The organism is Ignavibacteriota bacterium (genome assembly GCA_016716225.1).
GTDB lineage: Bacteria > Bacteroidota > Ignavibacteria > Ignavibacteriales > Melioribacteraceae.
The window spans coordinates 2,098,489-2,120,286 of record JADJWT010000001.1 but is presented as its reverse complement, the minus strand read 5'-3'; the positions used below and the strand labels follow the sequence as shown (position 1 = coordinate 2,120,286).

22 protein-coding genes and 2 pseudogenes are annotated in these 21,798 nt (G+C 28.8%); 12 read left to right on the top strand and 12 right to left on the bottom strand.

Annotation, left to right across the window (positions count from 1 at the left end; translation table 11 throughout):
• The first annotated feature begins 8 nt into the window (after nt 1–8).
• The 4 genes from IPM32_09310 (at nt 9) to IPM32_09295 (ending at nt 1,909) form a co-directional block, all read left to right on the top strand.
• Nucleotides 9–638 (top strand): hypothetical protein, encoded by a 630-nt coding sequence (locus tag IPM32_09310; GenBank protein ID MBK8945451.1) that lies wholly within the window; start codon nt 9–11, stop codon nt 636–638.
• A 134-nt stretch (nt 639–772) separates the two neighbouring features.
• Nucleotides 773–1,150 carry a hypothetical protein gene (locus tag IPM32_09305; protein MBK8945450.1) on the top strand — a complete coding sequence of 126 codons (378 nt, stop codon included), beginning with the start codon at nt 773–775 and terminating at the stop codon, nt 1,148–1,150.
• Complete coding sequence (locus IPM32_09300) at nt 1,140–1,499, top strand: hypothetical protein (protein ID MBK8945449.1); 360 nt, start codon at nt 1,140–1,142, stop codon at nt 1,497–1,499. The genes IPM32_09305 and IPM32_09300 overlap by 11 nt, the downstream gene beginning before the upstream one ends.
• A 41-nt stretch (nt 1,500–1,540) precedes the next feature.
• Nucleotides 1,541–1,909, top strand: a complete 369-nt coding sequence (locus IPM32_09295) for a helix-turn-helix domain-containing protein (protein MBK8945448.1) — start codon at nt 1,541–1,543, stop codon at nt 1,907–1,909.
• Between the two features lie 414 nt (nt 1,910–2,323).
• Here the strand turns inward: IPM32_09295 and IPM32_09290 are convergent, their stop codons facing one another.
• Nucleotides 2,324–2,890 (bottom strand): hypothetical protein, encoded by a 567-nt coding sequence (locus IPM32_09290; GenBank protein ID MBK8945447.1) that lies wholly within the window; start codon nt 2,888–2,890, stop codon nt 2,324–2,326.
• A gap of 102 nt (nt 2,891–2,992) precedes the next feature.
• On the opposite strand from IPM32_09290, the pseudogene IPM32_09285 reads away from it, so the two are divergent.
• Nucleotides 2,993–4,332, top strand: a pseudogene (locus tag IPM32_09285) (IS3 family transposase).
• A 123-nt stretch (nt 4,333–4,455) separates the two neighbouring features.
• Here IPM32_09285 and IPM32_09280 read toward each other — a convergent pair.
• The 5 genes from IPM32_09280 to IPM32_09260 all read right to left on the bottom strand — a co-directional run bounded on the left by IPM32_09280 (nt 4,456) and on the right by IPM32_09260 (nt 9,149).
• Nucleotides 4,456–5,238 (bottom strand): DUF932 domain-containing protein, encoded by a 783-nt coding sequence (locus tag IPM32_09280; GenBank protein ID MBK8945446.1) that lies wholly within the window; start codon nt 5,236–5,238, stop codon nt 4,456–4,458.
• A gap of 112 nt (nt 5,239–5,350) precedes the next feature.
• A complete protein-coding gene (locus IPM32_09275) occupies nt 5,351–5,530 on the bottom strand; it encodes a type I addiction module toxin, SymE family (protein MBK8945445.1) in 180 nt (59 codons plus the stop codon).
• A gap of 304 nt (nt 5,531–5,834) precedes the next feature.
• Complete coding sequence (locus IPM32_09270) at nt 5,835–6,413, bottom strand: hypothetical protein (protein MBK8945444.1); 579 nt, start codon at nt 6,411–6,413, stop codon at nt 5,835–5,837.
• A 961-nt stretch (nt 6,414–7,374) separates the two neighbouring features.
• The gene (locus IPM32_09265) at nt 7,375–7,977 is read right to left on the bottom strand and encodes a site-specific integrase (GenBank protein MBK8945443.1); all 603 of its coding nucleotides are present in this window, start codon (nt 7,975–7,977) and stop codon (nt 7,375–7,377) included.
• An 872-nt stretch (nt 7,978–8,849) separates the two neighbouring features.
• On the bottom strand, nt 8,850–9,149 hold the full coding sequence (locus tag IPM32_09260; protein ID MBK8945442.1) for a helix-turn-helix domain-containing protein: 300 nt from the start codon (nt 9,147–9,149) through the stop codon (nt 8,850–8,852).
• A 363-nt stretch (nt 9,150–9,512) separates the two neighbouring features.
• Between IPM32_09260 and IPM32_09255 the strand changes: the two genes are divergently transcribed.
• Complete coding sequence (locus IPM32_09255) at nt 9,513–10,046, top strand: T9SS type A sorting domain-containing protein (GenBank protein ID MBK8945441.1); 534 nt, start codon at nt 9,513–9,515, stop codon at nt 10,044–10,046.
• Between the two features lie 64 nt (nt 10,047–10,110).
• On the opposite strand, the gene IPM32_09250 is transcribed toward IPM32_09255, so the two are convergent.
• Both IPM32_09250 and IPM32_09245 read right to left on the bottom strand, forming a co-directional pair.
• Nucleotides 10,111–10,713: an ImmA/IrrE family metallo-endopeptidase gene (locus IPM32_09250; protein MBK8945440.1), complete on the bottom strand. Its 603-nt coding sequence runs from the start codon at nt 10,711–10,713 to the stop codon at nt 10,111–10,113.
• The gene (locus IPM32_09245; protein MBK8945439.1) at nt 10,713–11,051 is read right to left on the bottom strand and encodes a helix-turn-helix transcriptional regulator; all 339 of its coding nucleotides are present in this window, start codon (nt 11,049–11,051) and stop codon (nt 10,713–10,715) included. The genes IPM32_09250 and IPM32_09245 overlap by 1 nt, the downstream gene beginning before the upstream one ends.
• Before the next feature lie 120 nt (nt 11,052–11,171).
• On the opposite strand from IPM32_09245, the pseudogene IPM32_09240 reads away from it, so the two are divergent.
• From IPM32_09240 to IPM32_09220, 5 genes and pseudogenes are all read left to right on the top strand, one after another.
• Nucleotides 11,172–11,489, top strand: a pseudogene (locus tag IPM32_09240) (multiubiquitin domain-containing protein).
• Between the two features lie 9 nt (nt 11,490–11,498).
• The gene (locus tag IPM32_09235; protein MBK8945438.1) at nt 11,499–11,888 is read left to right on the top strand and encodes a hypothetical protein; all 390 of its coding nucleotides are present in this window, start codon (nt 11,499–11,501) and stop codon (nt 11,886–11,888) included.
• A 6-nt stretch (nt 11,889–11,894) separates the two neighbouring features.
• On the top strand, nt 11,895–13,313 hold the full coding sequence (locus IPM32_09230) for a ThiF family adenylyltransferase (protein ID MBK8945437.1): 1,419 nt from the start codon (nt 11,895–11,897) through the stop codon (nt 13,311–13,313).
• Nucleotides 13,300–13,671 carry a hypothetical protein gene (locus tag IPM32_09225; protein ID MBK8945436.1) on the top strand — a complete coding sequence of 124 codons (372 nt, stop codon included), beginning with the start codon at nt 13,300–13,302 and terminating at the stop codon, nt 13,669–13,671. Before IPM32_09230 ends, IPM32_09225 begins: the two co-directional genes overlap by 14 nt.
• Entirely contained in the window at nt 13,671–13,799 is a 129-nt protein-coding gene (locus IPM32_09220) for a multidrug transporter (GenBank protein MBK8945435.1), read from the top strand. Before IPM32_09225 ends, IPM32_09220 begins: the two co-directional genes overlap by 1 nt.
• 96 nt (nt 13,800–13,895) lie before the next feature.
• Here the strand turns inward: IPM32_09220 and IPM32_09215 are convergent, their stop codons facing one another.
• Genes IPM32_09215 through IPM32_09205 form a run of 3 tightly spaced genes read right to left on the bottom strand, consistent with a single transcriptional unit; the run spans nt 13,896 to nt 17,625 of the window.
• Nucleotides 13,896–14,555, bottom strand: a complete 660-nt coding sequence (locus IPM32_09215) for a hypothetical protein (protein ID MBK8945434.1) — start codon at nt 14,553–14,555, stop codon at nt 13,896–13,898.
• A 20-nt stretch (nt 14,556–14,575) separates the two neighbouring features.
• On the bottom strand, nt 14,576–17,086 hold the full coding sequence (locus tag IPM32_09210) for a T9SS type A sorting domain-containing protein (protein MBK8945433.1): 2,511 nt from the start codon (nt 17,084–17,086) through the stop codon (nt 14,576–14,578).
• Entirely contained in the window at nt 17,083–17,625 is a 543-nt protein-coding gene (locus IPM32_09205) for a hypothetical protein (GenBank protein MBK8945432.1), read from the bottom strand. Before IPM32_09205 ends, IPM32_09210 begins: the two co-directional genes overlap by 4 nt.
• Before the next feature lie 185 nt (nt 17,626–17,810).
• On the opposite strand from IPM32_09205, the gene IPM32_09200 reads away from it, so the two are divergent.
• On the top strand, nt 17,811–18,017 hold the full coding sequence (locus IPM32_09200) for a recombinase family protein (protein ID MBK8945431.1): 207 nt from the start codon (nt 17,811–17,813) through the stop codon (nt 18,015–18,017).
• Between the two features lie 598 nt (nt 18,018–18,615).
• On the opposite strand, the gene IPM32_09195 is transcribed toward IPM32_09200, so the two are convergent.
• Nucleotides 18,616–21,795, bottom strand: a complete 3,180-nt coding sequence (locus IPM32_09195) for an efflux RND transporter permease subunit (GenBank protein ID MBK8945430.1) — start codon at nt 21,793–21,795, stop codon at nt 18,616–18,618.
• Nucleotides 21,796–21,798: the final 3 nt, after the last annotated feature.

Here is a 21,798-nt window from a genome sequence, read left to right as displayed (position 1 = left end):
GATTTTTTATGGAATATATTTTATTTGATGATTTTTATGAGACACAGTATGAAGAGTACTTTGAAGTGCTTTATTTACGCTTTGAAATTGATAAACAAAATTTAAAAATTGAAAATAAAAGATTCACTTATCATAAAGGGCATAGAAATCTCAATCATTTAGATACCTTGGAGGGCGAATTAGAGAGTCACATAATAAATTCATTCAGACAAAACAGCAACATATCGGAAATTACTATATGTAAAATCTACAACGATTTTAAATTAAAATTTATAAATGAGTATATAAATTACATTGAAAAAGACAAGTTAGAATATCCAAATAATAATGATCATCCCTTATTATTAAAACAATTTTACGAATTAAAAAATAATTTTCTTGAATGGTATTCTAGAAATCAATTGATCCCACTGTCGTATAATGAAAAAATATCAAATTCGAATCATGGAAAGCTTTCTTACAGAGTAATAGAACTTGCAGAAACATTGAATTTGGAAAAATATAAAACAGTTCCTTCGAAAAAGCTAGAAGAAATATTTGAAATAGTAAAAAAAGAAAGATTAACGACTCCTCAAACAAGTATAAAAACAATAAGAAGAATTCTTCAACGTCACGATTATTCAAAAACCAATCGATAAAAGACAAACCCTAGAGACGTCTTTGTTTGTCTCCCATATTAAATTAGAAATATAAAAAAAGCCAACAAGTAAAACCCTTTCGCAGGTTGCTTACTTATCGGCTAATTCCATAATCAATCGAAAGGAGATTAATTATGTTGATACAACATAAAGAAAATCTTTTTAAAAAATCAACAAATGACAAATCTTTAATTAAGATTTATTGTTTTGTTAAAAAGCAAAAAAAAGAACTTTGCACATTCGATCCTATTCGCAAAACAATTTTCATTTCTAAAAATCACCGTAAATATTCTAAAACTTTTGAGTCCTTTGGTATCCCTCATATTTTATTAACTGATCAATCTTTGGATTATGATAAAATTCTAATTCAAACAAAAAGAAGAATTTATTCAATTAGCAGATCATTTTGGCGTTGGAATGGTAATGTTGAAGACTGCATTAATCCGCTAAACTATTTACACATTGATAACTTTCAATCTTTTAAATCAATTGGAGGAAAAAATGAAAAATAAAGTACTTTCTCCAACTGAAGCCGTAGAAGAATATATCCGTCAAGATGTTTGTGGAACTTTAGCAAAAGCAAAAAATGAAAATCCAAGAATGTCAATTCCGTTTGGAAGATTAAATCTTAAAGATATTTTTGAAAATTGTCTTGAGTGTTCTGCTTATGAATTAGTGAGAGTAAAAAAATGTCACATTACAGATTGTCCACTATATCCATTTAGAATGGGGACGAATCCAAATCGTAAAGGAATTGGCAATAAAAATGCTTATCTCAACCTTAAAAATATAGATATTAATCAATCGCCTAAGGAAAACATTACTGAGCTAAGTTATTCTCAAACAGTGATGTTGAGTTAGAAAAAAAATAAAAGAAAATTGAAAATTAAAAGGAGTATGAAATGGAATTATATCAAATGGAATATGATAATAGTAGAATACAACCTTATAAAAAATGGATTTGTATTAATGTTCCAATCTGGTTATTAAGGCAAAAAGAAGTTTCATCGGGAGCAAAATTACTATACGGTAGGATTCTTATGTTTATTGGTAAGAATGAGTTTTGTTTTCCTTCACAAAAGAAACTCGCATTTGAATTGCAAGTTTCAAAAAAAACAATTAGCAGATATATTAATGAATTAAAAAATCTCAAACTTATAGAAGTTGTTAATCGAGGAGAAAGTAAAACAAGTATTTATTATGTATTAAATCATATTTGGCAACATTCAGAAAGAGGTTCCTATCCTCATAGCATTTATGGCATAGGCTGACGTCAAATGTGAGTATTCATATCTATACAAAGTTGACTAACATAATATAGAATCATAATAATATAGATTCATTAATATATTCAATAAACTAGATTCAATTATAATACTCAAGTATAAATTGAAATATTCATATTTTTTATAACCGCTACTAACAAAATTAAATTTTTGATTATTGAGTTAATAGCGGTTTGAGTATATGGATTAGAAATTACAAACTTCTTTTTATTTATCGGGAGGCTTGACGCCTCCCATTATTATTAAATTATAATTTGAGCAATAAATTAATATACGTGCATTTAATAACTTTAAATTTATTTAATGGATTTGTTATAAGAATTATAAGAACAAATCACTTAATAAATTTTCAAACCGCCAATAACAAAAAAATCCCCTAAAAAATTAGGGGATTATAATTTAATAAATCATTTGATTTACTTCTTCAGCAATTGAATCTTCAAAAATATCGACTAACTCAGGACGGTAATTTCTGGGGTAACCACTATTAACACTTTTATGAAATCTATCTGCAAGAGTTTTAGGATCTTCTTCTTCAGCAGCAATTAAATTCCAATTAGAATATTTTAGATTTCCATCATCTTTAATTCCGGATACATAGGCTAACTTGTAAAATTTCTTACCTTTTAATAATTCAATAGCTTCATTTGGAATTTCATTATTATCTTTCAAATGACCTCGGAAACCAAGCTTATAAAATAATTCTTGAGTGCAAAACGAATTACCCCAGCCAATAATTTCATTTGTATTTGTATCTCTTTCAAATTGACCAAATATTGATAATTCCGGAAAGAAATCTTCTCGACCAATATTTAATGTTAATTTTACACCAATATCAATTGGACTATTAAGGAAAAATGGCTGTGTATTTGAAATATCTTCTGCATCAATAATTTTAACTAAATTTATATAAACTCCTTTTCCATATAAATTTTGCTTTAATCTGCTTTCTGTTGTAAGTGTCATTTTAATTTTCTCTGTAAACCTTCAGCACGTAGAGGACCAAAAAGGTATTGAAATTAAGAGATGGTTTTAGGATATTCGAAGATAAGAGAAGGGATTAAAACCATGGAAAAGAAAGTAGAAGTAGAAAGCATAGTAAGAGAGATAAAAAGAAGAACTAGAAAAAAGTATAGCAGTGAAGAAAAGATCAGAATAGTACTGGAAGGATTAAGAGGAGAAGAAAGCATAGCCTCACTTTGCAGGAAAGAAGGAATAAATCCAAATATGTATTATAAATGGAGCAAAGAGTTTTTAGAATCGGGGAAGAAAAGATTACAAGGAGATACACAGAGAGAAGCAACCAGTAGTGAAGTAAGTGAATTGAAGGAGGAGAACTCACAGTTAAAATACTTGGTAGCAGAACTTAGTTTGAGGAATAGAATACTTAAAAAAAGTTTAGTTGGTATGGAAGCAGAATCGGACGACTGATGAGATATACACAAGCAGAGAAAATGGAAATAATAAAGCTGGTAGAGAACTCAGATTTAAGTGTTAGAAAGACATTGTCAGAGTTGGAAGTCAACAGAAGCACATTCTATCAGTGGTACCGTAAGTATGAGGAGAATGGATTTGAAGGGCTCTCAAATCAGAAAAGTAATCCAAAGAAGGTATGGAACAAGATACCCAAAGAAGAACGAGAAAAAGTTGCAGCCATAGCTTTGGAAAGACCGAAAGAATCACCAAGACAGTTAGCATGGTATATAACTGATAAATATGGGTATTATATATCAGAATCAAGTGTTTATAGAATATTGAAGGAGTATGATTTAATACCATCACCGGCGTATATTGTAATGAGTGCCAGGGATAAGTTTATTCATCCGACAAGAAGAGTAAATGAATTGTGGCAAACAGATTTCACATATTTTAAGGTAATCGGCTGGGGTTGGTATTACTTGGGAAGTATATTGGACGATTATTCAAGATATATAATCACATGGGAATTATTTACAACTATGGCAGCAAAAGATGTTAAAGAACTGCTTGATATGGCAGTAGAAAAAACAGAAATATCGAAAGTATCAGTCAGACACAAACCAAGATTATTATCTGATAATGGGCCGTGTTATCTAGCTGGAGAATTACAAGAATATCTTGAGAACAATGGGATAACTCATACAAGAGGAGCACCATATCATCCAATGACTCAAGGAAAAATAGAAAGGTTCCACAGATCTATGAAGAATGAAGTAAAGCTTGATAATTATTATTTCCCGGATCATTTAAGAGCTGAGATTGGAAGGTTTATTGACAATTATAATAACCATCGTTACCATGAAGCATTAAATAATGTTACACCAGCTGATGTTTATTTTGGTAGAAATATTGACATTGAAGCAAAAAGAAAAGAAATAAAATGGAGGACTTTAAGGCAAAGAAAAAAATCAAACTTATTCACTAATTAATTATTTTTAACATAACAGAATGAGTTAAACTGTCTATTAAATAAATACTATTTTTGTCCATAACCTTTTGAAGACATACACATTTTAACCTCCATTTATTTTTTATTAAGAAACGCTACTAACCTAATTCAAAAAAGTATTGGCATACTTAAGCATTGAATCTGTTACATAGGAATTATTATTATAGTCTGAATAATTTTGTTTCTTATTATGCCAGAATATATTTGTACAGGCATCCAATAAACCAAATGCATTGTGCTGTTCATTTAATAAAAACTGATCAACAACTTTTCCCCAAGAAGAAATATTTAAGTCTGTTAAATATTCTTTTCTGATTTGCTTTAAGGAATTGGTATCAAGACTTTTTGATTTCAGTTTTCTTAAAGAATTTGCAAATTCAATTAGTTTATTTTCTGAGTGAGGAAGAATAGTTTTAAATGCAGATTCAATTTGTTCATTCCAATTGAAATTACCTTGATTATGCTTAAATGTGAATCTTGAAAAAAATAATGAACTTGTCATTCCATTACTGCAAACTAAATGTTCGGCATACATACCAACGGATAAAGCTCTGCTACCATCATAACTGTTGTAACCAATTAAACCAAATCTTATTAAATCTCCAGGTGTAATTTCAACTGTAAGATTATCAGTAACGAGCGAATAAATAAATCTTCTGCCGTCAAAGAATTGTTTTGTAGGTTTCCATATTTTATATGGTGAGTAGCGTGCTAATTGGTCAACAACATCTTTAACTTTTTTATTGTGTACCAATAAATAATTTGGTGAAACTATTCCGATTTCATTCCATTCTTTATCATTTTTGATTCTAACAGATTTTCCGTTTGATATCATGCCATCTTTGGAATAAAGTGGAGTAACTTCAATTTCTGTGTATGGATTCATACAACCTCCTTTTATTTTGTGATTAATTATTTTGGTACAAAAGTTACTTAACCAATGCTCTAAGCGGTTCTTTTCGCTCTTGTACCAATTATATGAGTTAACTCAAGTTTATTTAATTATTCAGATTTGTTGATTCGGAAGGTATCAGTAATAGTTTATCTTCAAGTTTGACAATCTTAAAACTAGAACCAATTTTAAATCCTAACTTCTCTAACCATTTACCGCTTAGTCTGATATATGGAACAGATTTATTTGGATAGGTCAAATAAGATGTTTTTCTAAATGTGATCACCTTTCACCTCTGATATTTTTGTTAATAGCGTTAGTCAAACGGCTATTAACATTATTCATAAATATTTAGTGAAAAGATAAATCAAGTGGGGGGGGGGGTAGTTTTTTATTTGTGATTATTTCTAGTAAGTATTTACTTCATATATTTTTGCTATTAATTTTTTAAAAATTTCTTTGTTAATTGCATTATAATCTTCAAATTTTTCAATAGAAAAGTCTAACTCAAGGGTACAATCCAATAAAAACAAAGTAATTTTGATACTATTTATTGGTTCATGGGTGAATAAAGAAAATGTTGTGTTGAGTTACCAAAGTTTTAAAATGGTTCCTTTATCTTCATCATTTGGCACAACCATTCCATCCATATATTTAATCTCTGCCATGAGATTTCCATTTTCATCCCAGATTTTATATATACCTTGAATTACACCATCTTCATAAGTACAATTCTCTTTCTGAATTCCATTTTTATAATACTTTTTATACTCAGAATTTTTATATTGCCAATTATCTTCCTCATTTCCCGCAACTTCTATTGTTTCAATAATTTCCTCTTTTATTTCGCCTGTTGTGTAATAATTAGTGGTAAATGAGATACCTTCTTTTTTTATAAAACTTTTTAGAAGTTTATTATCTTCAGAATAAGTTTTTAACTGAATTAATTTTCCATCATCATCAAAATTTTGTTGTGAATGCAAACTATTGTCAATATTATAAAATTTCCATTCTCCTATTTTATGCCTTTTAAAAGAATAAAATGAATGAGAAATCCAGTATTTACCAACACAAAAGAGGTTACCATTATTATATCGGATTTTTACATGTTCGATATTTTCACTGCATCCCCAAAGCAAAGAGATAGCTATTAAAACAATGATTTTCATTTTCCAACTCAATTTGTGATTTATTAAATATTTACATTAAGTTACTTAGTATTAAATAACTTGCTTTAAGCATATAAAATTATCAATCTCAAGTTTATCAAAGTTTTTGAAGATTAGATTAATGAATCATCAAGTAAAAATTTTATAGTAATTTTAAGAACATCAAATTGTATTTAGTAGAGTAATTTTAATTATACTATTTAAGTAAATTGTCTTTTTTAAAAAGATAGTATGCAAAATACAATACAATTGGAACTATTGTATATACTAATAATTCTGACAAATCATACTCCCTTAAACTAACCCAATGCCAATGATAATAAGGGAAAAACTCCCTATGGTATTTCAAACCACCCAATCCGCCATAAAACCAAAAGAAAATATTTAATAATATCCAAAGTACATAAATACTCTTGACCTTATTTGGTATAAATTCAATAAAATTTTTCATTTCGGGTCCTTAAAAATTTATGATTAAATAAGTTGAAGTGAATTACAAAAATTGGGAAATGTAGATTTCTCATATTCGACAAATTATATAAATTTTAATAATAGGAATTTAATAAAAATTAGTATGAATTAGTAATTACTCATACTAGTAATTCTATTAACACAATTTTATTTTGAAAATCTCAAAATGGTTAAGAGCAATTCCTCAATAATTCACTCTTAAGTTTATTTTAACATTTCAACGGATTCTCTCAAATCTTCACTTCTTTAATGAGTATAAATTTATGTTGCTCTTAAATCTGAATGAATTAAAAGCTTACTTAATTGACAGATGGTTACTCGTTTCAATTAGCAAAGGTATATCCTTTAGATTTGATTCAGAACCAATAAAATGTCAGAATTAAGAGGTGAATTTCTATCAAACTAAGTGGAGATATAGAAAACCATTGCTAATAATAGTTTCTTCTAAAATCCTCTCGTGAATTAGAACATTTAACTAAAATATGAGTATCTACAGACTATCACTCAATACATTAACAGATGCTCTTAAATCCTCCGCTCTCAAGTGTGCATAAATCTCAGTTGTTTTAATATCAGCATGACCTAATAACTTTGATACTTGATATATACTTACTCCACTTTGAACCAGCCAACTGGCAAAAGTATGTCGTAGAGAATGAAAATTCAGTTTATCATTAATATTACATTTCTTTAAATACCTTTTAAAATTTTTTACAATATAATCTTGTTTTATTTGCTTACCATCAATATGGAAAACTTGATCTCCATTCTTCATTTTTTGCATCTCTTCAAATATTTTAACACAATTATTATTTATTGGAATTGTTCTTATTTTTTTCCCTTTTGTAATATGGTTTTGGTTATTTAGTATAATTAAATTTTCCATTAGACTTACTTGATTCCATCTTAGTGAAAGTATTTCCATCTGCCTCATTCCAGTATTAACAGCAATTACAACAATAGACTTAATTATTGGATTATCAATTAAGTCAATAAGTTTGGAATATTCTTCTTTCGAAAAGAATAAAGGCAATTTTTCAGGAGGTTTTATCCTTTTTAAATTTTTTGCTGGGTTATTTTCAATAATTTCCATCTTTGTCCCCCAATTAAAAGCAGCTTTAATATTAATTAAGTCTTTCCTTCCAGCATGCAATGATATTTTTCGAATTCTATATTGAATAAATTCTTCAATTTGAAAAGTTTTAATTTTGCTGACACTAATATCTCCCAAAAATCTAATAAGAAAATTGAAGGTCGTTTTATACTGAAGTGTAGTTTTCCAAGTATGAAGATTTTCCGAATGAATAAGAAATTTCCAGGTGAGTTCTTTTAATTTGATATTTGTAACAATCTTGCTCTTTTTTACTGTATTGATATTAAAAGATTTGAAAACTTTATTAGCTTCTTTTTTGTTTTTAGTTTTGGTTGAAACTTTGGACCTATTCCCTTCTTCCGTAGTATAATAGATATAATAAATACCGCTTTTGTGTTTAGACAGATACATATATAATCTCCTAAACACTTAACTATCAAATTAGCACTAAATGACGCACTACCTGGGTTAAATGCGTATAAATAAACCTATTAACCATGCTCATAACCCGAAGGTTCTAGGTTCAAGTCCTAGTCCCGCTACTAAAGCCCTTATTTTATAAGGGCTTATTTTTTATCTACACAATTACTACACACGATTTTACAAAATTTTTATGTTTTTTCCTTTCGTATTTAATTATACAATTATCTTAATTTGTTCATAAGCTGAGTTTTAATTCACATAATATTCAAATGAACCATGATTTTTTTTGTTTGCAACAACTTACAATAACTATAAAAAATCAATGATAGAAAAAAAATTTTTAAAATAATTTTAATTTTTGAAAAAAAAATTTGGTTAGCAATATTTTTTATTGTTATAAAATTAAGGATAATTTGATGTTCGTGAAGTGAGATATGAAAATTATTATGTCAATTATATTGACTGTAAATCTTTTTTAGTTTATAGTAATTAGATTCTTTAAGTGATTTAAGTATTTCTTCTCTCTGAAAGAATATTCTTTTACCTAGCCTTTTATAAGGGATTTTATTGTTTGCTTTCCATTTGTTTAATGTGGATGGATGAATTCCTAAGAATTCACATGTTTCCTTAAAATTCATAAGTTCTTTTTTAGTTTTTATTTTTTGGTTTTCTATTAAAACTTCATTCAAAGCTTGTTTGATTAGAGTATAGAGGGTATCTCTTTCCATCAATACTAGTTTGTTTTCCATCACTCTTTCCACTAAGATTATTCTAAATTTTAACTTTATTCAAGTAATAATGTGGTAGAATTATAAATTTGTTTCGTTAATTAATAAATATTGAATTACAGAATAGCAAATCCAAAATAATTTAGTTATAGAATCGTTTATTATTTGTTAGAGAGATTTATTATCCATGAGTTGGAGAACAGTTTATGTTGCCCCCAATTGACATGCCCCCCAAAAAGTGATCCAGTTTGTATATTAGGATCAAAAGGAGAAAAAATATGGGAAAGGTCAAATTTACAACAGAACAAATCATAAATAAATTGCGAGAAGCAGAAGTAATGCATACGGAAGGTAAGAGTATAGATCTGACTTAATCATTGGTACATTTATCGGGGGCAGGTCAAATTAAGAATAAATTATGCTAATGATTTAATTTTTAAGTATGACGATATTAACAATGCAAATACTATTTTTAAAGAGCTTATAACAAAAACATCATCGGTAGCCGTATTAAATACGATAAATTCTATTTATGAAATAGCGTATATTGGTAACAAAACTCAAACTTTAAACATATATGAAGGTTTAGAAAAAAAAGATGTTTTAATAAAAAGCGATGAAAATGAAATAATCTTAAATGGGGCTTACCCCAACCCATTTAATCCAACTACAACAATTGAATATTCACTACCTCAAGATGCAAATGTAAAATTAATTATATATGATATTATGGGCGAATTGGTCAAAACATTGACATCAGATATTCAATATGTCGGTAAGTATAAGATTATGTGGGATGGTACGAATAGTAATGGTGCAAGAGTAGCAAGTGGTATTTATATTTATAGATTTGAAGCAACTACTCTAAAAAACAATCAACATTTTGAAAAATCTGCTAAGTTAATATTTGTTAAATAGAAATTTTCTCATAAAGCGTGGAACAATTTTTTGTGTCCACGCTTTAAAATTATTTGGGAAATATCTAGGATAATTTTTTCAGTTTATTTTTATACCTAGAAAATTGATATTTAATTCCTGTTGTGTTTATTCTAAATTTAACCATACTACTACTAGCATTATAGAAATCAACAATATCTGTTTCATTCATACCTTGTTTAAATGACCACTCTAAAGCTTTTCTTGGTAACTGCAAACAAGCACCTAGCCATTTTGCTTCTTCTTCCTGATTCGTATTGTAATTTCTTAAAAATTGAAAAGGGAAGTTTTCTCTTGCTTCAAATTCTTCTGGTTCATGATTACAAATAATATGAGCAAGTTCATGCATTATATTACTTTCTTGTCTTGACTTTGAATGTTTTTGGTTATGGACCACAACATATTTGTTTTCTTGGTTTCTTACAGTTATTGCTGACCACTCTGATGATCCGTTCTGGCTTAGAATTGATAAATATTTTGGATTGTCATGTAATAATTTATCTGGAGTTATTAATAATACATCAAAAAGAGTCGCCAATTTTTTTGCAGGTAAGGGATCATAATAATATAGATTTAATTTCTTCCTATATTCTATAGCTTTATCATCCGCCCAAGCTTTAAAACCTCTTCTTAATGTATTTCCTTTCATTAATATCCTACTTTAGTGTTATAAGCCATTTTAATCATATGTATTATTGCTTCTGCTGTTTCTTGTGATAAATTTTTATCAGCTCGAAGATGTGCAACTACTTTTTCTTTTGTGTTATAATCTCCCTTTTTATTTTTACTAAAAAAATCTGGTGATACTTCCAACCATTCACATACTTTTAGGAAAGTATCAATATCGGGAAGCTTACCTTGTTCAATTCTTGACAGAGTTGAAGCACTTACTCCCCCAATTTCATAAGCTAAACCTCTGAGCCCTAATGTCCCCCTTTTTGTTTTTAACATGGTTGCGAGTTTCTCAGTATCTAATTGAGAACTCATACTTTGCCTCCATTTTATTTGTTTGTATTATACAAAATACAAAAGTATTACTTGCAATACAATATTTTTTATTGTATCTTTTGTGCAACATTTGTATAACACCTAAAAAGGAGACATATAATGTCTGGGGATCAAATAAGAGAAGAAGAAATTATTGATATTGAAGAATATTCAAAATCAAACAGACCTATTCCGAAAGGGAAAAAATACCGTATACGAATTGATAAAACTCTTTACACCGTTTCTATAGACCACATGTCGGGTAGAGAGCTGTTAGAATTAGCTAATAAAACTCCAATAGAACAACATGCACTTTACCAGAAATTGCATGGTGGTTTTACCAAGAGAATCACCCTTGATGAAGAAGTAGATTTCACTTTTCCCGGAGTGGAAAGATTTGTCACCTTGCCCTTAGATCAAACTGAAGGCCGGGGGAGTCTTCGGCGCATGTTTGACTTGCCAGAATCAGATTTAGAAAATCTTTCTTTGCTACAACTTAATTGGGAAACTGTAATTGAAAATAATTTAAAAAGGATAGTTTTTTATGACTATCCTATTCCCGTTGGTTATAATGTCGAAAAGGTTGATTTGAATTTACGAATCGAGGCAAGTTATCCCGATTCACAAATTGATATGGTATATTTGAATCCTCCCCTTTCAAGAAATGATAATGTTGAAATAAAAGCAATTGCAATTGATTCTTTTGATGGTAAAGTATGGCAGAGATGGTCACGCCACCGAACTGGAAATAATCCTTGGCGACCTGGAATTGATGATATTTCAACTCACTTGTTACTAGTAAACGAATGGCTTAAAAATGAATTAAAAAAGGGATAATATAAAGTGAATATTGCATTTAATCTCACAGATTCTCAACACGATAATATTAAAAAACACCTATTTTCTGGTGATAATAAAGAAGCTGTTTCTATAATTCTTTGTGGTTGCCATAGTTATTCTGATACTGAAAAATTTTTTGTACATAAAATTTTTTCCATTCCTTTTGAAGAATATCTTTTGAGAACTAATGTAAAAGTTAAATGGTCAACCGATTTTTTAAAACCTATTTTAGAAGAAGCCGAAAAGAAAAAATTATCTGTTTTTAAAATCCATAACCATGATAAAATATATTCTAATTTTTCAGAAATAGATGATGAGTCTGATAAAAAACTTTTTCCGCAAATCTATAATTGGTTAGATTCTGATAATAAACATGGTAGTCTTATAATGTTTTCTGATGGTAAAATAATCGGTCGAATAGTACTACAAAATGGACAATTTCTTAATATTAGCAAAATAAATAAAATAGGTAATAATATTGAATTATTATCCTCTGAAGAAAAATATTCTGAAAACGATGATGATTTTGCTTTAAGCCATCGACAAGCCTTTGGTGAAGGGACTTTTAGTAAACTAAAGAAATTAAAAATTGCAGTTATTGGTTGTTCAGGAACTGGAAGTTTTATTATTGAACAATTAGCTAGATTAGGTGTAGGAGAATTAATCTTAGTTGATCCAGATATTATTGAATTAAGAAATTTAAATAGGATAGTTAATTCATTTTATAATGATGTTGTTGCTTCAACACCAAAAGTTTTTGTTTTTGAAAAAGCCATCAAAAATATGAAAACAGGAACAAAGGTAAAAGCTTTTCATTCCAATTTATACAATTACAATGTTGTAAATGAAGTTGCTAATTCTGATATATTGTTTGGTTGCATGGATTCAATTGATGGAAGGCACCTACTTAATAGGATTTCTAATTTTTACTTATTACCTTTTTTTGATTTAGGTGTAAAATTAGTTTCTGATGGGAATGGTGGTATTGAAAATATTGTAGGAACTGTTCATTATCTACAACCTGGAAAATCAACTTTACAAAGTCGTAATGTTTATACATTAAATGGTTTATATAGTGCAGATCTATTTAGAACAGATCCTAAAGAATATCAAAAGCAAATCAAAGAAAAATATATTAAAGGCATTGATGTTGAAAAACCTGCTGTAATTTCAATAAATAACCAAATCTCAGCTTTAGCTATAAATGATTTTCTTGCAAGGATTCACCAATATAGGTATGAGGAGAATAGTAATTATGCTTCGACAAGCTTTAATTTTTGTGATTGGAGTTTAGTTTATAATGATGAAACATCTTTTAATCAGATTAACATTTTTAACAAATATGTGGGCAGGGGTGATATGTATCCTCTACTAGATATGCCTGTTTTTTCTAAAATGGAGAAACCAAATGATAAAGATTAAAAAATGGTTTATTAAATTATTTAAAAAAAAATATAGTTATAATATTTGTGATGATTTTCAGGAAAATGTTAGTAAGAATACAATTTGTTTAATTGGATATGAATCAAATTTTGATTTCCTAGAAATGAAATGTCCTTGCGGTTGTAATGAACTAATTAAACTAAGCTTGGTTGAGTTTGATAAACCTCATTGGAAAGTAAAATTTTTTAATGATAGAATATCTGTCTCCCCTTCAATATGGCGAAATAAAGGTTGTAAAAGTCATTTCTTTGTAAAAAATAGTAAAATAATTTGGGTTAAAAACAAATCGCATTTTTCACTTAAAGGACTAATTAATAAATTCTTTCGAGGTATATAGTGTCAAAATCGAAAGGAAATTCAGGATCAAAAGCACGAAGTGCTATAAGTGGCAAATATGTTACTAAAGGTTACGCAAAAAGCCATCCAAAAACAACTGTTTTGGAATCATCAAAAAAGAAAAAATAATTTTTTGTGTGGATATAGAAATTTAACTCTATACCACTCTTATTATTCCGTAAATCTTTAGTTTTATGGAAAATTTCTAAGACATAGATTTTTTTATTACTTAAAAATAAAATTTTGACCGTTCCGACTGAAATCAGAAAATAAATATAAAGAAGCCAACACCGTCTTTCCAAAATTATTCTCTTGGGGATTAAAATGTGGTTCCCTGGGCTCACCATTTTCTCTAAATAAACCAAGTTGGTATAATGAACCAATAATTTCTGGTTTATTATCGATAGAAAACCCCGACATTGACCAAAAACTTTGTATAATTCTTAAGTATGCTGCTGCGTAATATATATTTAGTGAATCAACTTGTAAATATTCAATTATTTTATAGGGATTATTATTAACCTTGAGGATATTTTTATATTTATTTCCAGGATAGAAAATACTATTAGAATCTGCTAATTGACGTTCAATAAAGTATGCTGTTTTGAGTTTAACTTGACAAAAGCCTATTGAACTATTTTTGCCAACCAGAGCCAATGCTTTGTCAAAAACATCGTCTGTCCAATCATAGTTTAAGCTTCTTTCTGTATAAATAATTGAGGCTAGATAGGTTGGATTAATATCAAAAGCCTCTGCGGCTTGAATAATAATTTTTTTGTTATTGAGAATTAATAATTGTGTATCATCAATCGTACTAGATAAAATACTGTTATAAAAGAGTATAAGAGGGGCTATAAATAGCCCCATTAAATTTATCAAATACATTTTATTTCAATAAAATCATTTTATTTCAATAAAATCATTTTATTTGATAATACCTTATTGGGTGTTGTCAACACATAAATATAAGTTCCACTAGAAACAATATTCCCAGATTCATTTGTTGAATCCCAAACAATATTATATGTTCCAGCAAGTTTATCTCTTGACACCAATGTTTTAACAAGTTGTCCCATGGAATTATAAACTTTTAAACTTACTTGTAAATTGTCGGGAATTGAATAGCTAATTGAAGTTATTGGATTAAATGGATTTGGATAATTTTGAGATAACAAATATTCGTTGGGAACTATATTTTCTTTTTCTAATAGATTTTTAATATTTTTCTTTGCTAATGATGGTTTTTCGTAATAGAGTTCATCATTTTTATCAATTAAATCTTTTAAGCCTTCTAAAGTGAATCCTACATCCTCTAAAATCATATGAGCTTGATAGGTATATTTGGAATATTTAAATTCCTTATCCATTTGATTGATCAGTGATTTGGCTGTTGCTATATCATCTTTTTGAATAAAATAATAAATGAACTGATAAAACAATGATATTTCCGCCAACGGTTGATCAGAATAGTTATTATACACATTAGTTAATTTTTCTAAACGTTCTTCCTCTTCAATTAATGATAAAATTAACTCTCCATAACCATAAACACGATATTTTTTCTTTTCCTTCGCAAGTTTCTTAAGATATTTTATAAAATCTTTAATATCATAATCTTTGGAAGAAGGCTCTTCCAGCGCTGATTCCCATAATACATTTAATGCATAAAAAGCCATATCCATTTCTGTATTGGGATAGGTTTTAATGCTTTGCATACAAACATTGCTTACCAACTCAGTCTCAGGGAGCTCAAACATTTCATAAGCAAATTTCATCTTGTCTTTCGGTTTAAGTTTTACTTTTTCCATAGCATCTAGTGTATCAAGCTCATAAAAAGAATCCAAAAATGCTTCGTCAAACAATTGTTCCTCAGGAGAGAGCATCATTCTATTGGTCTCTGCAAAGCAAAAATCTGGAATAGGTACAGTTCCAATAATAGTATGTGTTTTATGTATGTTATAGTCTATTGCATCAATAGTAATCACTTCCGTAAAAGAGCCAGCATATAAAGGTGCAACTGCGTGATAATTAATAGTATGTGTTTGCCACGGAGCAAGGGAAATTGTTTTCTCATAGTCTTTAGGTGTAGTAGAAATATCAAGATCATATAGAGGATTGGTTGTCTTAACCTTTATTTGAATTGGTATTTGTCCATTATTGTATATACTAAATGACCCTGGGATTTGAGCGTATCCACCGTAGACGGTTCCTACGTTTCTTACCGTGGGATTGATAACATAACTTGGTGTTATTATTTGTAAATTGGACTCTGTAACAAACCAATGGAATAAACCTGCTATTGCTCTTATTGAATGAGGAAATGTTGCATTCCTAATATTATTATAATTTGTGGTTGATCCCTGATTGACTTGTGCTTTTGTTGTAGGACCAATACCGTAAGGATAATATTGCTCCAGTTCATTATTATTATGATCAAAGGTATCATCTCCGTTAGCATCATTGCTAGCAAAATGATCAGCAAGTTGATTTACTGTATACATAAGGTGATAAAGTGGACCCTCATAACTTACATAAGGGTTCATAATATTCCCAAAAGCATTAAACACCCTATTCGCGTCCCAGTAAGTTGTAGCAGAGGGCAAAGGATCGTCTACACCATGTCCCATATAATCTTCATAACCATCTCCTCCAGCATGGTCATCATTATGAACATGGGCTGGGACTGACATATCAGCAATTAGATGTGTCATGCGTCCCAAGACTTCCCAACTAATTATATTTATTAAATCTTGAAGCACTCCATTGCTAAAATAGCTGTTTTCCAATTTTAAGGCTGGATTATAGTTCGTAGAACCTTGTCCCAAATATTCAGCTCTGGTTATGTATAAATTACGATTTTTATATAAATCAGGTAGAGAGTTATATTTTATATATAAATTTGCAGTACCCCACACTTTCCCCGGCAAACGACATAATACCATTATATATATTCCATTTCCACTTGTTGCATAAGTCATTATTTTTTGATAGGCATTCGGCTTAGGATCGGACCCAGCAAGAAAAGAAAGGTTTGTAAGAGCATTTGGTCCATCATCGGCATTCCAAAAGTGAGATACTGAAGCCCATGCGTATCTAGAAACATCTCCAATAGATTCACCGATGTGATAAATAACATCTTCTTCGTCCTCACGAAATGCACCTGCCACAATTTTTCCATCCGTCCAGGGAGTACCATTATCAAGTGGAAAATGTCCATTAAAATTTCCAGTTTGCGTGTTTCCTAAATTATTTTTTATATCAGGGACAGAACCTCTATAATGCTTCTCTAGTAATTTATAGGCCTCTCTTACGGCATATTGGTGGGTTCTTTGAGAATGTCCAAAATTAGATATGTTAAAAAGTAAAATAATAAAGAAAATAGTTTCTACAGAAAGTATTAAGGGTTTTTTCTTCATAGTTTAATATTAACTCCTACATTTGTTGTTAAAGGGAAGTATGCTAAATAATCTAGATTAATAAAAATTGTATTTTTCACAAAAAATCCAATATTTCTATAATTATATTCAACCTGTAAAGAAAGAGGTGTTGATAGTAACATATAGAGATTATTTGAAAAAACTGTAACTCCTATTTCAGGCGATAAGTAAAAATTATTTAAAAGCTGATATGGGTGTCTATAAAATATAGTTATATAATATAATGCGGGCTTATATTCACCTTTTATTCTATGTTTATAAGAATAAGTCTTTAACTCAACGCCTACAACATTTTTACGGGATTCCCCCAGAAGAAAACCGAATTCAAATAAACTTGAAAGTGATGTGTTATTATCTATGGTTTTATTTTGAGAATTGGGAAATAAATATTTTATTCCTATTCCTCCTCCTACTATATATCTTTTTCCTAAAATTTCACTTGAATCACATTGATTATTAAATAGGTTCTGTGAGAAAAAAGTATTTACGGAAAGAAAATAAGAAATTGTAAATATCATAAATCTAATCATAGCTCTAATTCCCTTAAAATTATAATTTGATATTATTATCTTTTATTAAAATAAAAAAAAACTTTTAAAATTAAAATATAATTTTTTATAATTGATTTAATTTAAAATAAAACCTTAACTTGTTTTTTTCCATAAATCTTGTCTTTTTTGGAATTTTCTAATATTTTGGATATATGAAAAAAGCCCTTATCTACTCCCGAGTTTCCACTCGAGACCAAAATCCGGAAATGCAGATTGAGGATCTTCGATATTATGCTAAAGCCCGGAAATTCAAAATAGTTAAAGAGTATGTTGACTATGGGTCCGGTAGTAAAAGCGACCAGGAAAACTATCTCAAGATGTTTGATGATGTAAGAAAAAGAAAATGTGATGTTGTGTGAGTTTGGAAGCTTGACTGCTTAGCTTAATCAACCAAAGAGAATGTGGATGCTCTGTGGAATTTAAAACTTTAGATGTTTGTTTTTTCCTTACAATGTAAATATTGATACCTCAACCCCTACTGGAATAAATGGTTTACGATGATATTCGCTTTAGCTGAGTTTGAAAGAGACCTTACCGGAGAACGAGTTAAAGCCACAATGGAGAAATCAAAGCGTAATAAATTTGGATGGATATGACTGAAATAATTTCTGAATGATGAAATTAAAAAAAAAACTGTAAGTCTTCAAAAGAAAATGGACAGAAGTATTAATATTTTAATAGGCAGATTTAAATATTCTTAATGAATAAAAATAATTAATCTGGAAATAAATTCATTTTTTTTCTTAGTCCTAATTTCCTACTTTTTATTTTATTTATTTTTTTTCAATTTTTATATTTATTCCAAAATAAACATCTGCTGGAATAAAATTATTTAATGATTTATGATAATTTACATTTCACCTTAGAAGTGATCTAAAAATAAATATGAAACTAATAAATTTGAAAAAAAATATATATAAAAATTTTTATCAGATTATTATAAAATAACTATATGAGTTAATTATGAGAATAATACAATTTAATTGTTTTTTTGTTTCTTGAAATTAAATAATAAAATATAGGTATAAACAAAACTACAACAATTGATGATAATAATAGTCCTCCCAAAACACTATAACTTAGACTTCGCCAAAAAGTAGCTTCTGACCTAATCAACAAAGGTACTAAAGCGGCAATAGTAGTTAGTGTTGTTGTAAATATTGGACGCAATCTTTGTGAGGATAACTTAATAATCTCGTTAAAATCAAGAACATTTTTATTCTTTGAAATATAATCAGTTAAAATAATCGAGTTATTAACTGCAAGTCCAATAAGCAAAAGAATACCTGCATAAGCACCTCTATCCAGATTTAAATCAGTAAAATAAAAAAGAAAAAAAGTACCAATAATAGCAAATGGTATTGCGGTTATAATTAAAATCGGTTTTATTAATGATTCAAATAGACTAGCAGTAATCATAAATATTAGGATTACTGCATAGAATAAAATATTCCAAACTTCAACTTCTTCCTCCTCTCCGAATCGAAAAGAAAATTCTCTTTGAGCAAGTGAATACCCTTCTTTAATATTCATTTTTGAAATAACTGATTTTATAAATTCATCTCCATATTTAAATGGACCTTTGTAATCAAAAGTTATATAGCGTATATATTGTTGATCTTCCCTATTAATTGACGAAAGAACTTTTTTTACTTCAAAATCCATTACATCTTTAACCTTTAACAAACTGCTGTTTTTAATAACAACAAATAAATTCTCTAATTCGTTAAGTTGAATATTTTTATAATTGGAGAATTTTATATTATACTCCACTTCGTCATTATCCATCCGAAATGTATTCCAGCTTAAGTTGCCCTCGGTGTTTTTTGCAATAGTACTAATAATTTCATCTGGTGAAATATTAAAACCTGCAAGTTCTTTTCTTTTTACTTTTGCAATAATTTCATAAGTATCTTTATCCCAAAAATATTCAGATTTATCAATATCAACATTATCTATTCTGGGATTTTGGATTAATCGCGACTTAAAATCTTCCGCCAGCTTTCTTGTATTGAGATAATTAAAACCCTTGGATATAACGGAAAAATTACTAAATGAACTGCCCGCATTTGAAAAGCCCGGACCAAAACCATACACGGAAACATTTAATCCGCCTAATCGGGTTGCGTAAGAGGTCAAATAATTTTTTAACATATATGGAAATGCCGTTTGACCTTGTTTGCTGTTGAAATCTATTCTCAAATTTGCATTTTCTTCATCATATACGTTAGTTATGAGTGTTTTAATATTATCTTTATATCTTAAAATTTCTTTCTCAAAATCTTTCGTCAGTTTATTAATTCTGTCGATTTTATTTCCATTGGGCAATTCCAGTCTAACATAAATATATGTTTCTTCTCCAAACTGCCAGGGTTCTCCCCTATTAATATGATTAAAAAATAAATTTAAACTGCCTCCTAAGGCATAGTCTAAGTACGGTTTGATTTCACTGTAAGTTTCAGTATCGAAAATTGAATTGTATATTGGAGCAAAAGCTGATTCTTCGAGCCTAGTGGGAATAAGCCATACAGGCAATCCAATAATTAGAATCAATAAAATAAGACTCATTTTTTTCCAGTGGAAAATAAACCTCTCAATTAAACAATAACTTTTATCCCAAATTGTTATCTTCTTAACAGCACTGGAATTTTTTAGTTTTTTGTGATATTTAATAACCAGCATTGGAATTATTGTAAAAGAAACGACCAACGAGGCAAACAGTGTAAATATTATTCCTAATGCAAATTGTTCAAAATACAGCTTTAGCTCACCCGTTAAAAAAAGCAATGGAATAAAAACTGCAACCGTTGTTAATGTTGCCGCAAAAACAGGTTTAAATATCTTTGTTAATAAAATTGAAAGCCGTTTTATACCATCATTAGAATAATGTTGTTCAATAAAATCAACGACAACTATCGAATTATCTACCATAAAACCAAAACCAAGTATAAAAGAAGAAATGGTAATAATATTTAGCGGTATATCAAAAAGGAAAAAAAGTAAAAAGGAAAAGAATAATGAAAAAATAATCGATACCGATATTATTAGTGAAATTTTAATTGAACGAAATATTAGAAGTAATACGATTACAATAATTATAAATGAATAAACCGCATTTTTTGTTAATTCCCTTATTTCCTCGCGTATTGATTCACTTTTATCAATTTCTTTCAATATTATATAATCTGCGGGTAATTTAGATTTTAGTTCCGTAATTTTTTCATATACCTTTTTTGCAACATCCAATGCATTATAACCTTCTTCTCGATTGATAACCAATGATATAGTTTCTTTTCCATTTATTCGATAATAGTTGCTTGTTTCTTTGAAGTCATCGAAAACTGAACCAATATCTTTTAATTTAATAATTTTACCGTTTGTAAAAATCTTTACCGTATGATTGCTAATTTTTTCAATACTGGTAACTGAATTATTGGCTTTTATAAAATACTGTTTACCATCTTTTGTTATTTTACCTAGGGATTGCATATTTTCAATACCAGCTATACTCTTCGAGATTTCATCATTAGTTATTGCCAAATTTTTAACTTTTTCATAATCGATTTCTATATTAATTTCTCTTTCGTTTCCGCCTCTTATTGAAACATCTGAAATACCTGAAATCGACCTAAGCGGAAAAAGCAAATTTTCTTTCACATATTTCCTTGTAGCGTTTGCACTTTCATTGCTTGATACGGAATATGTTATAAATCCTTGTAAATCTTTAAAATCATCTGGTATATATGATGAAACTCTTGGCGGTGAAATACCATAAGGCAATTCATCTTTCAATGCGGAAATTTTCTCATTAATTTCAACTCTTGCAAAATCCATATTTATATCTGGATAAAACTCCACGGTTATCCAGGCAGAACCCTGCGAAGAATTAGAATTAATGCTTTTTACTCCCCTAATTCCGGCGAGTTCAGATTCAATTGGTGAAGTAACAAAAGCTTCAATTGTTTCTGGTGATACATTTGACCAGGAAAAACTAATTGTCAATTTGGGAAATTCAACATGCGGAGAAAGTTCAAGAGGCAAATTAAATGATGCTACTAATCCTAAAATTATAATTGAAAAAAAAAGCATTGACGCCGTAACGGGACGAGATAAGAAAATATAGAAAATCTTTTTCATGAT

Bases quoted from the DNA above. Each gene is read 5' to 3' on its own strand.
- IPM32_09210 (MBK8945433.1), bottom strand. From the start codon at position 17,086: ATGAAGAAAAAACCCTTAATACTTTCTGTAGAAACTATTTTCTTTATT.
- IPM32_09195 (MBK8945430.1), bottom strand. From the start codon at position 21,795: ATGAAAAAGATTTTCTATATTTTCTTATCTCGTCCCGTTACGGCGTCA.
- IPM32_09205 (MBK8945432.1), bottom strand. From the start codon at position 17,625: ATGATATTTACAATTTCTTATTTTCTTTCCGTAAATACTTTTTTCTCA.
- IPM32_09290 (MBK8945447.1), bottom strand. From the start codon at position 2,890: ATGACACTTACAACAGAAAGCAGATTAAAGCAAAATTTATATGGAAAA.
- IPM32_09245 (MBK8945439.1), bottom strand. From the start codon at position 11,051: ATGAGTTCTCAATTAGATACTGAGAAACTCGCAACCATGTTAAAAACA.
- IPM32_09265 (MBK8945443.1), bottom strand. From the start codon at position 7,977: ATGGAAATTATTGAAAATAACCCAGCAAAAAATTTAAAAAGGATAAAA.
- IPM32_09250 (MBK8945440.1), bottom strand. From the start codon at position 10,713: ATGAAAGGAAATACATTAAGAAGAGGTTTTAAAGCTTGGGCGGATGAT.
- IPM32_09200 (MBK8945431.1), top strand. From the start codon at position 17,811: ATGAAAAAAGCCCTTATCTACTCCCGAGTTTCCACTCGAGACCAAAAT.
- IPM32_09310 (MBK8945451.1), top strand. From the start codon at position 9: ATGGAATATATTTTATTTGATGATTTTTATGAGACACAGTATGAAGAG.
- IPM32_09215 (MBK8945434.1), bottom strand. From the start codon at position 14,555: ATGTATTTGATAAATTTAATGGGGCTATTTATAGCCCCTCTTATACTC.
- IPM32_09225 (MBK8945436.1), top strand. From the start codon at position 13,300: ATGATAAAGATTAAAAAATGGTTTATTAAATTATTTAAAAAAAAATAT.
- IPM32_09305 (MBK8945450.1), top strand. From the start codon at position 773: ATGTTGATACAACATAAAGAAAATCTTTTTAAAAAATCAACAAATGAC.
- IPM32_09295 (MBK8945448.1), top strand. From the start codon at position 1,541: ATGGAATTATATCAAATGGAATATGATAATAGTAGAATACAACCTTAT.
- IPM32_09235 (MBK8945438.1), top strand. From the start codon at position 11,499: ATGTTTGACTTGCCAGAATCAGATTTAGAAAATCTTTCTTTGCTACAA.
- IPM32_09300 (MBK8945449.1), top strand. From the start codon at position 1,140: ATGAAAAATAAAGTACTTTCTCCAACTGAAGCCGTAGAAGAATATATC.
- IPM32_09260 (MBK8945442.1), bottom strand. From the start codon at position 9,149: ATGGAAAACAAACTAGTATTGATGGAAAGAGATACCCTCTATACTCTA.
- IPM32_09280 (MBK8945446.1), bottom strand. From the start codon at position 5,238: ATGAATCCATACACAGAAATTGAAGTTACTCCACTTTATTCCAAAGAT.
- IPM32_09270 (MBK8945444.1), bottom strand. From the start codon at position 6,413: ATGAAAATCATTGTTTTAATAGCTATCTCTTTGCTTTGGGGATGCAGT.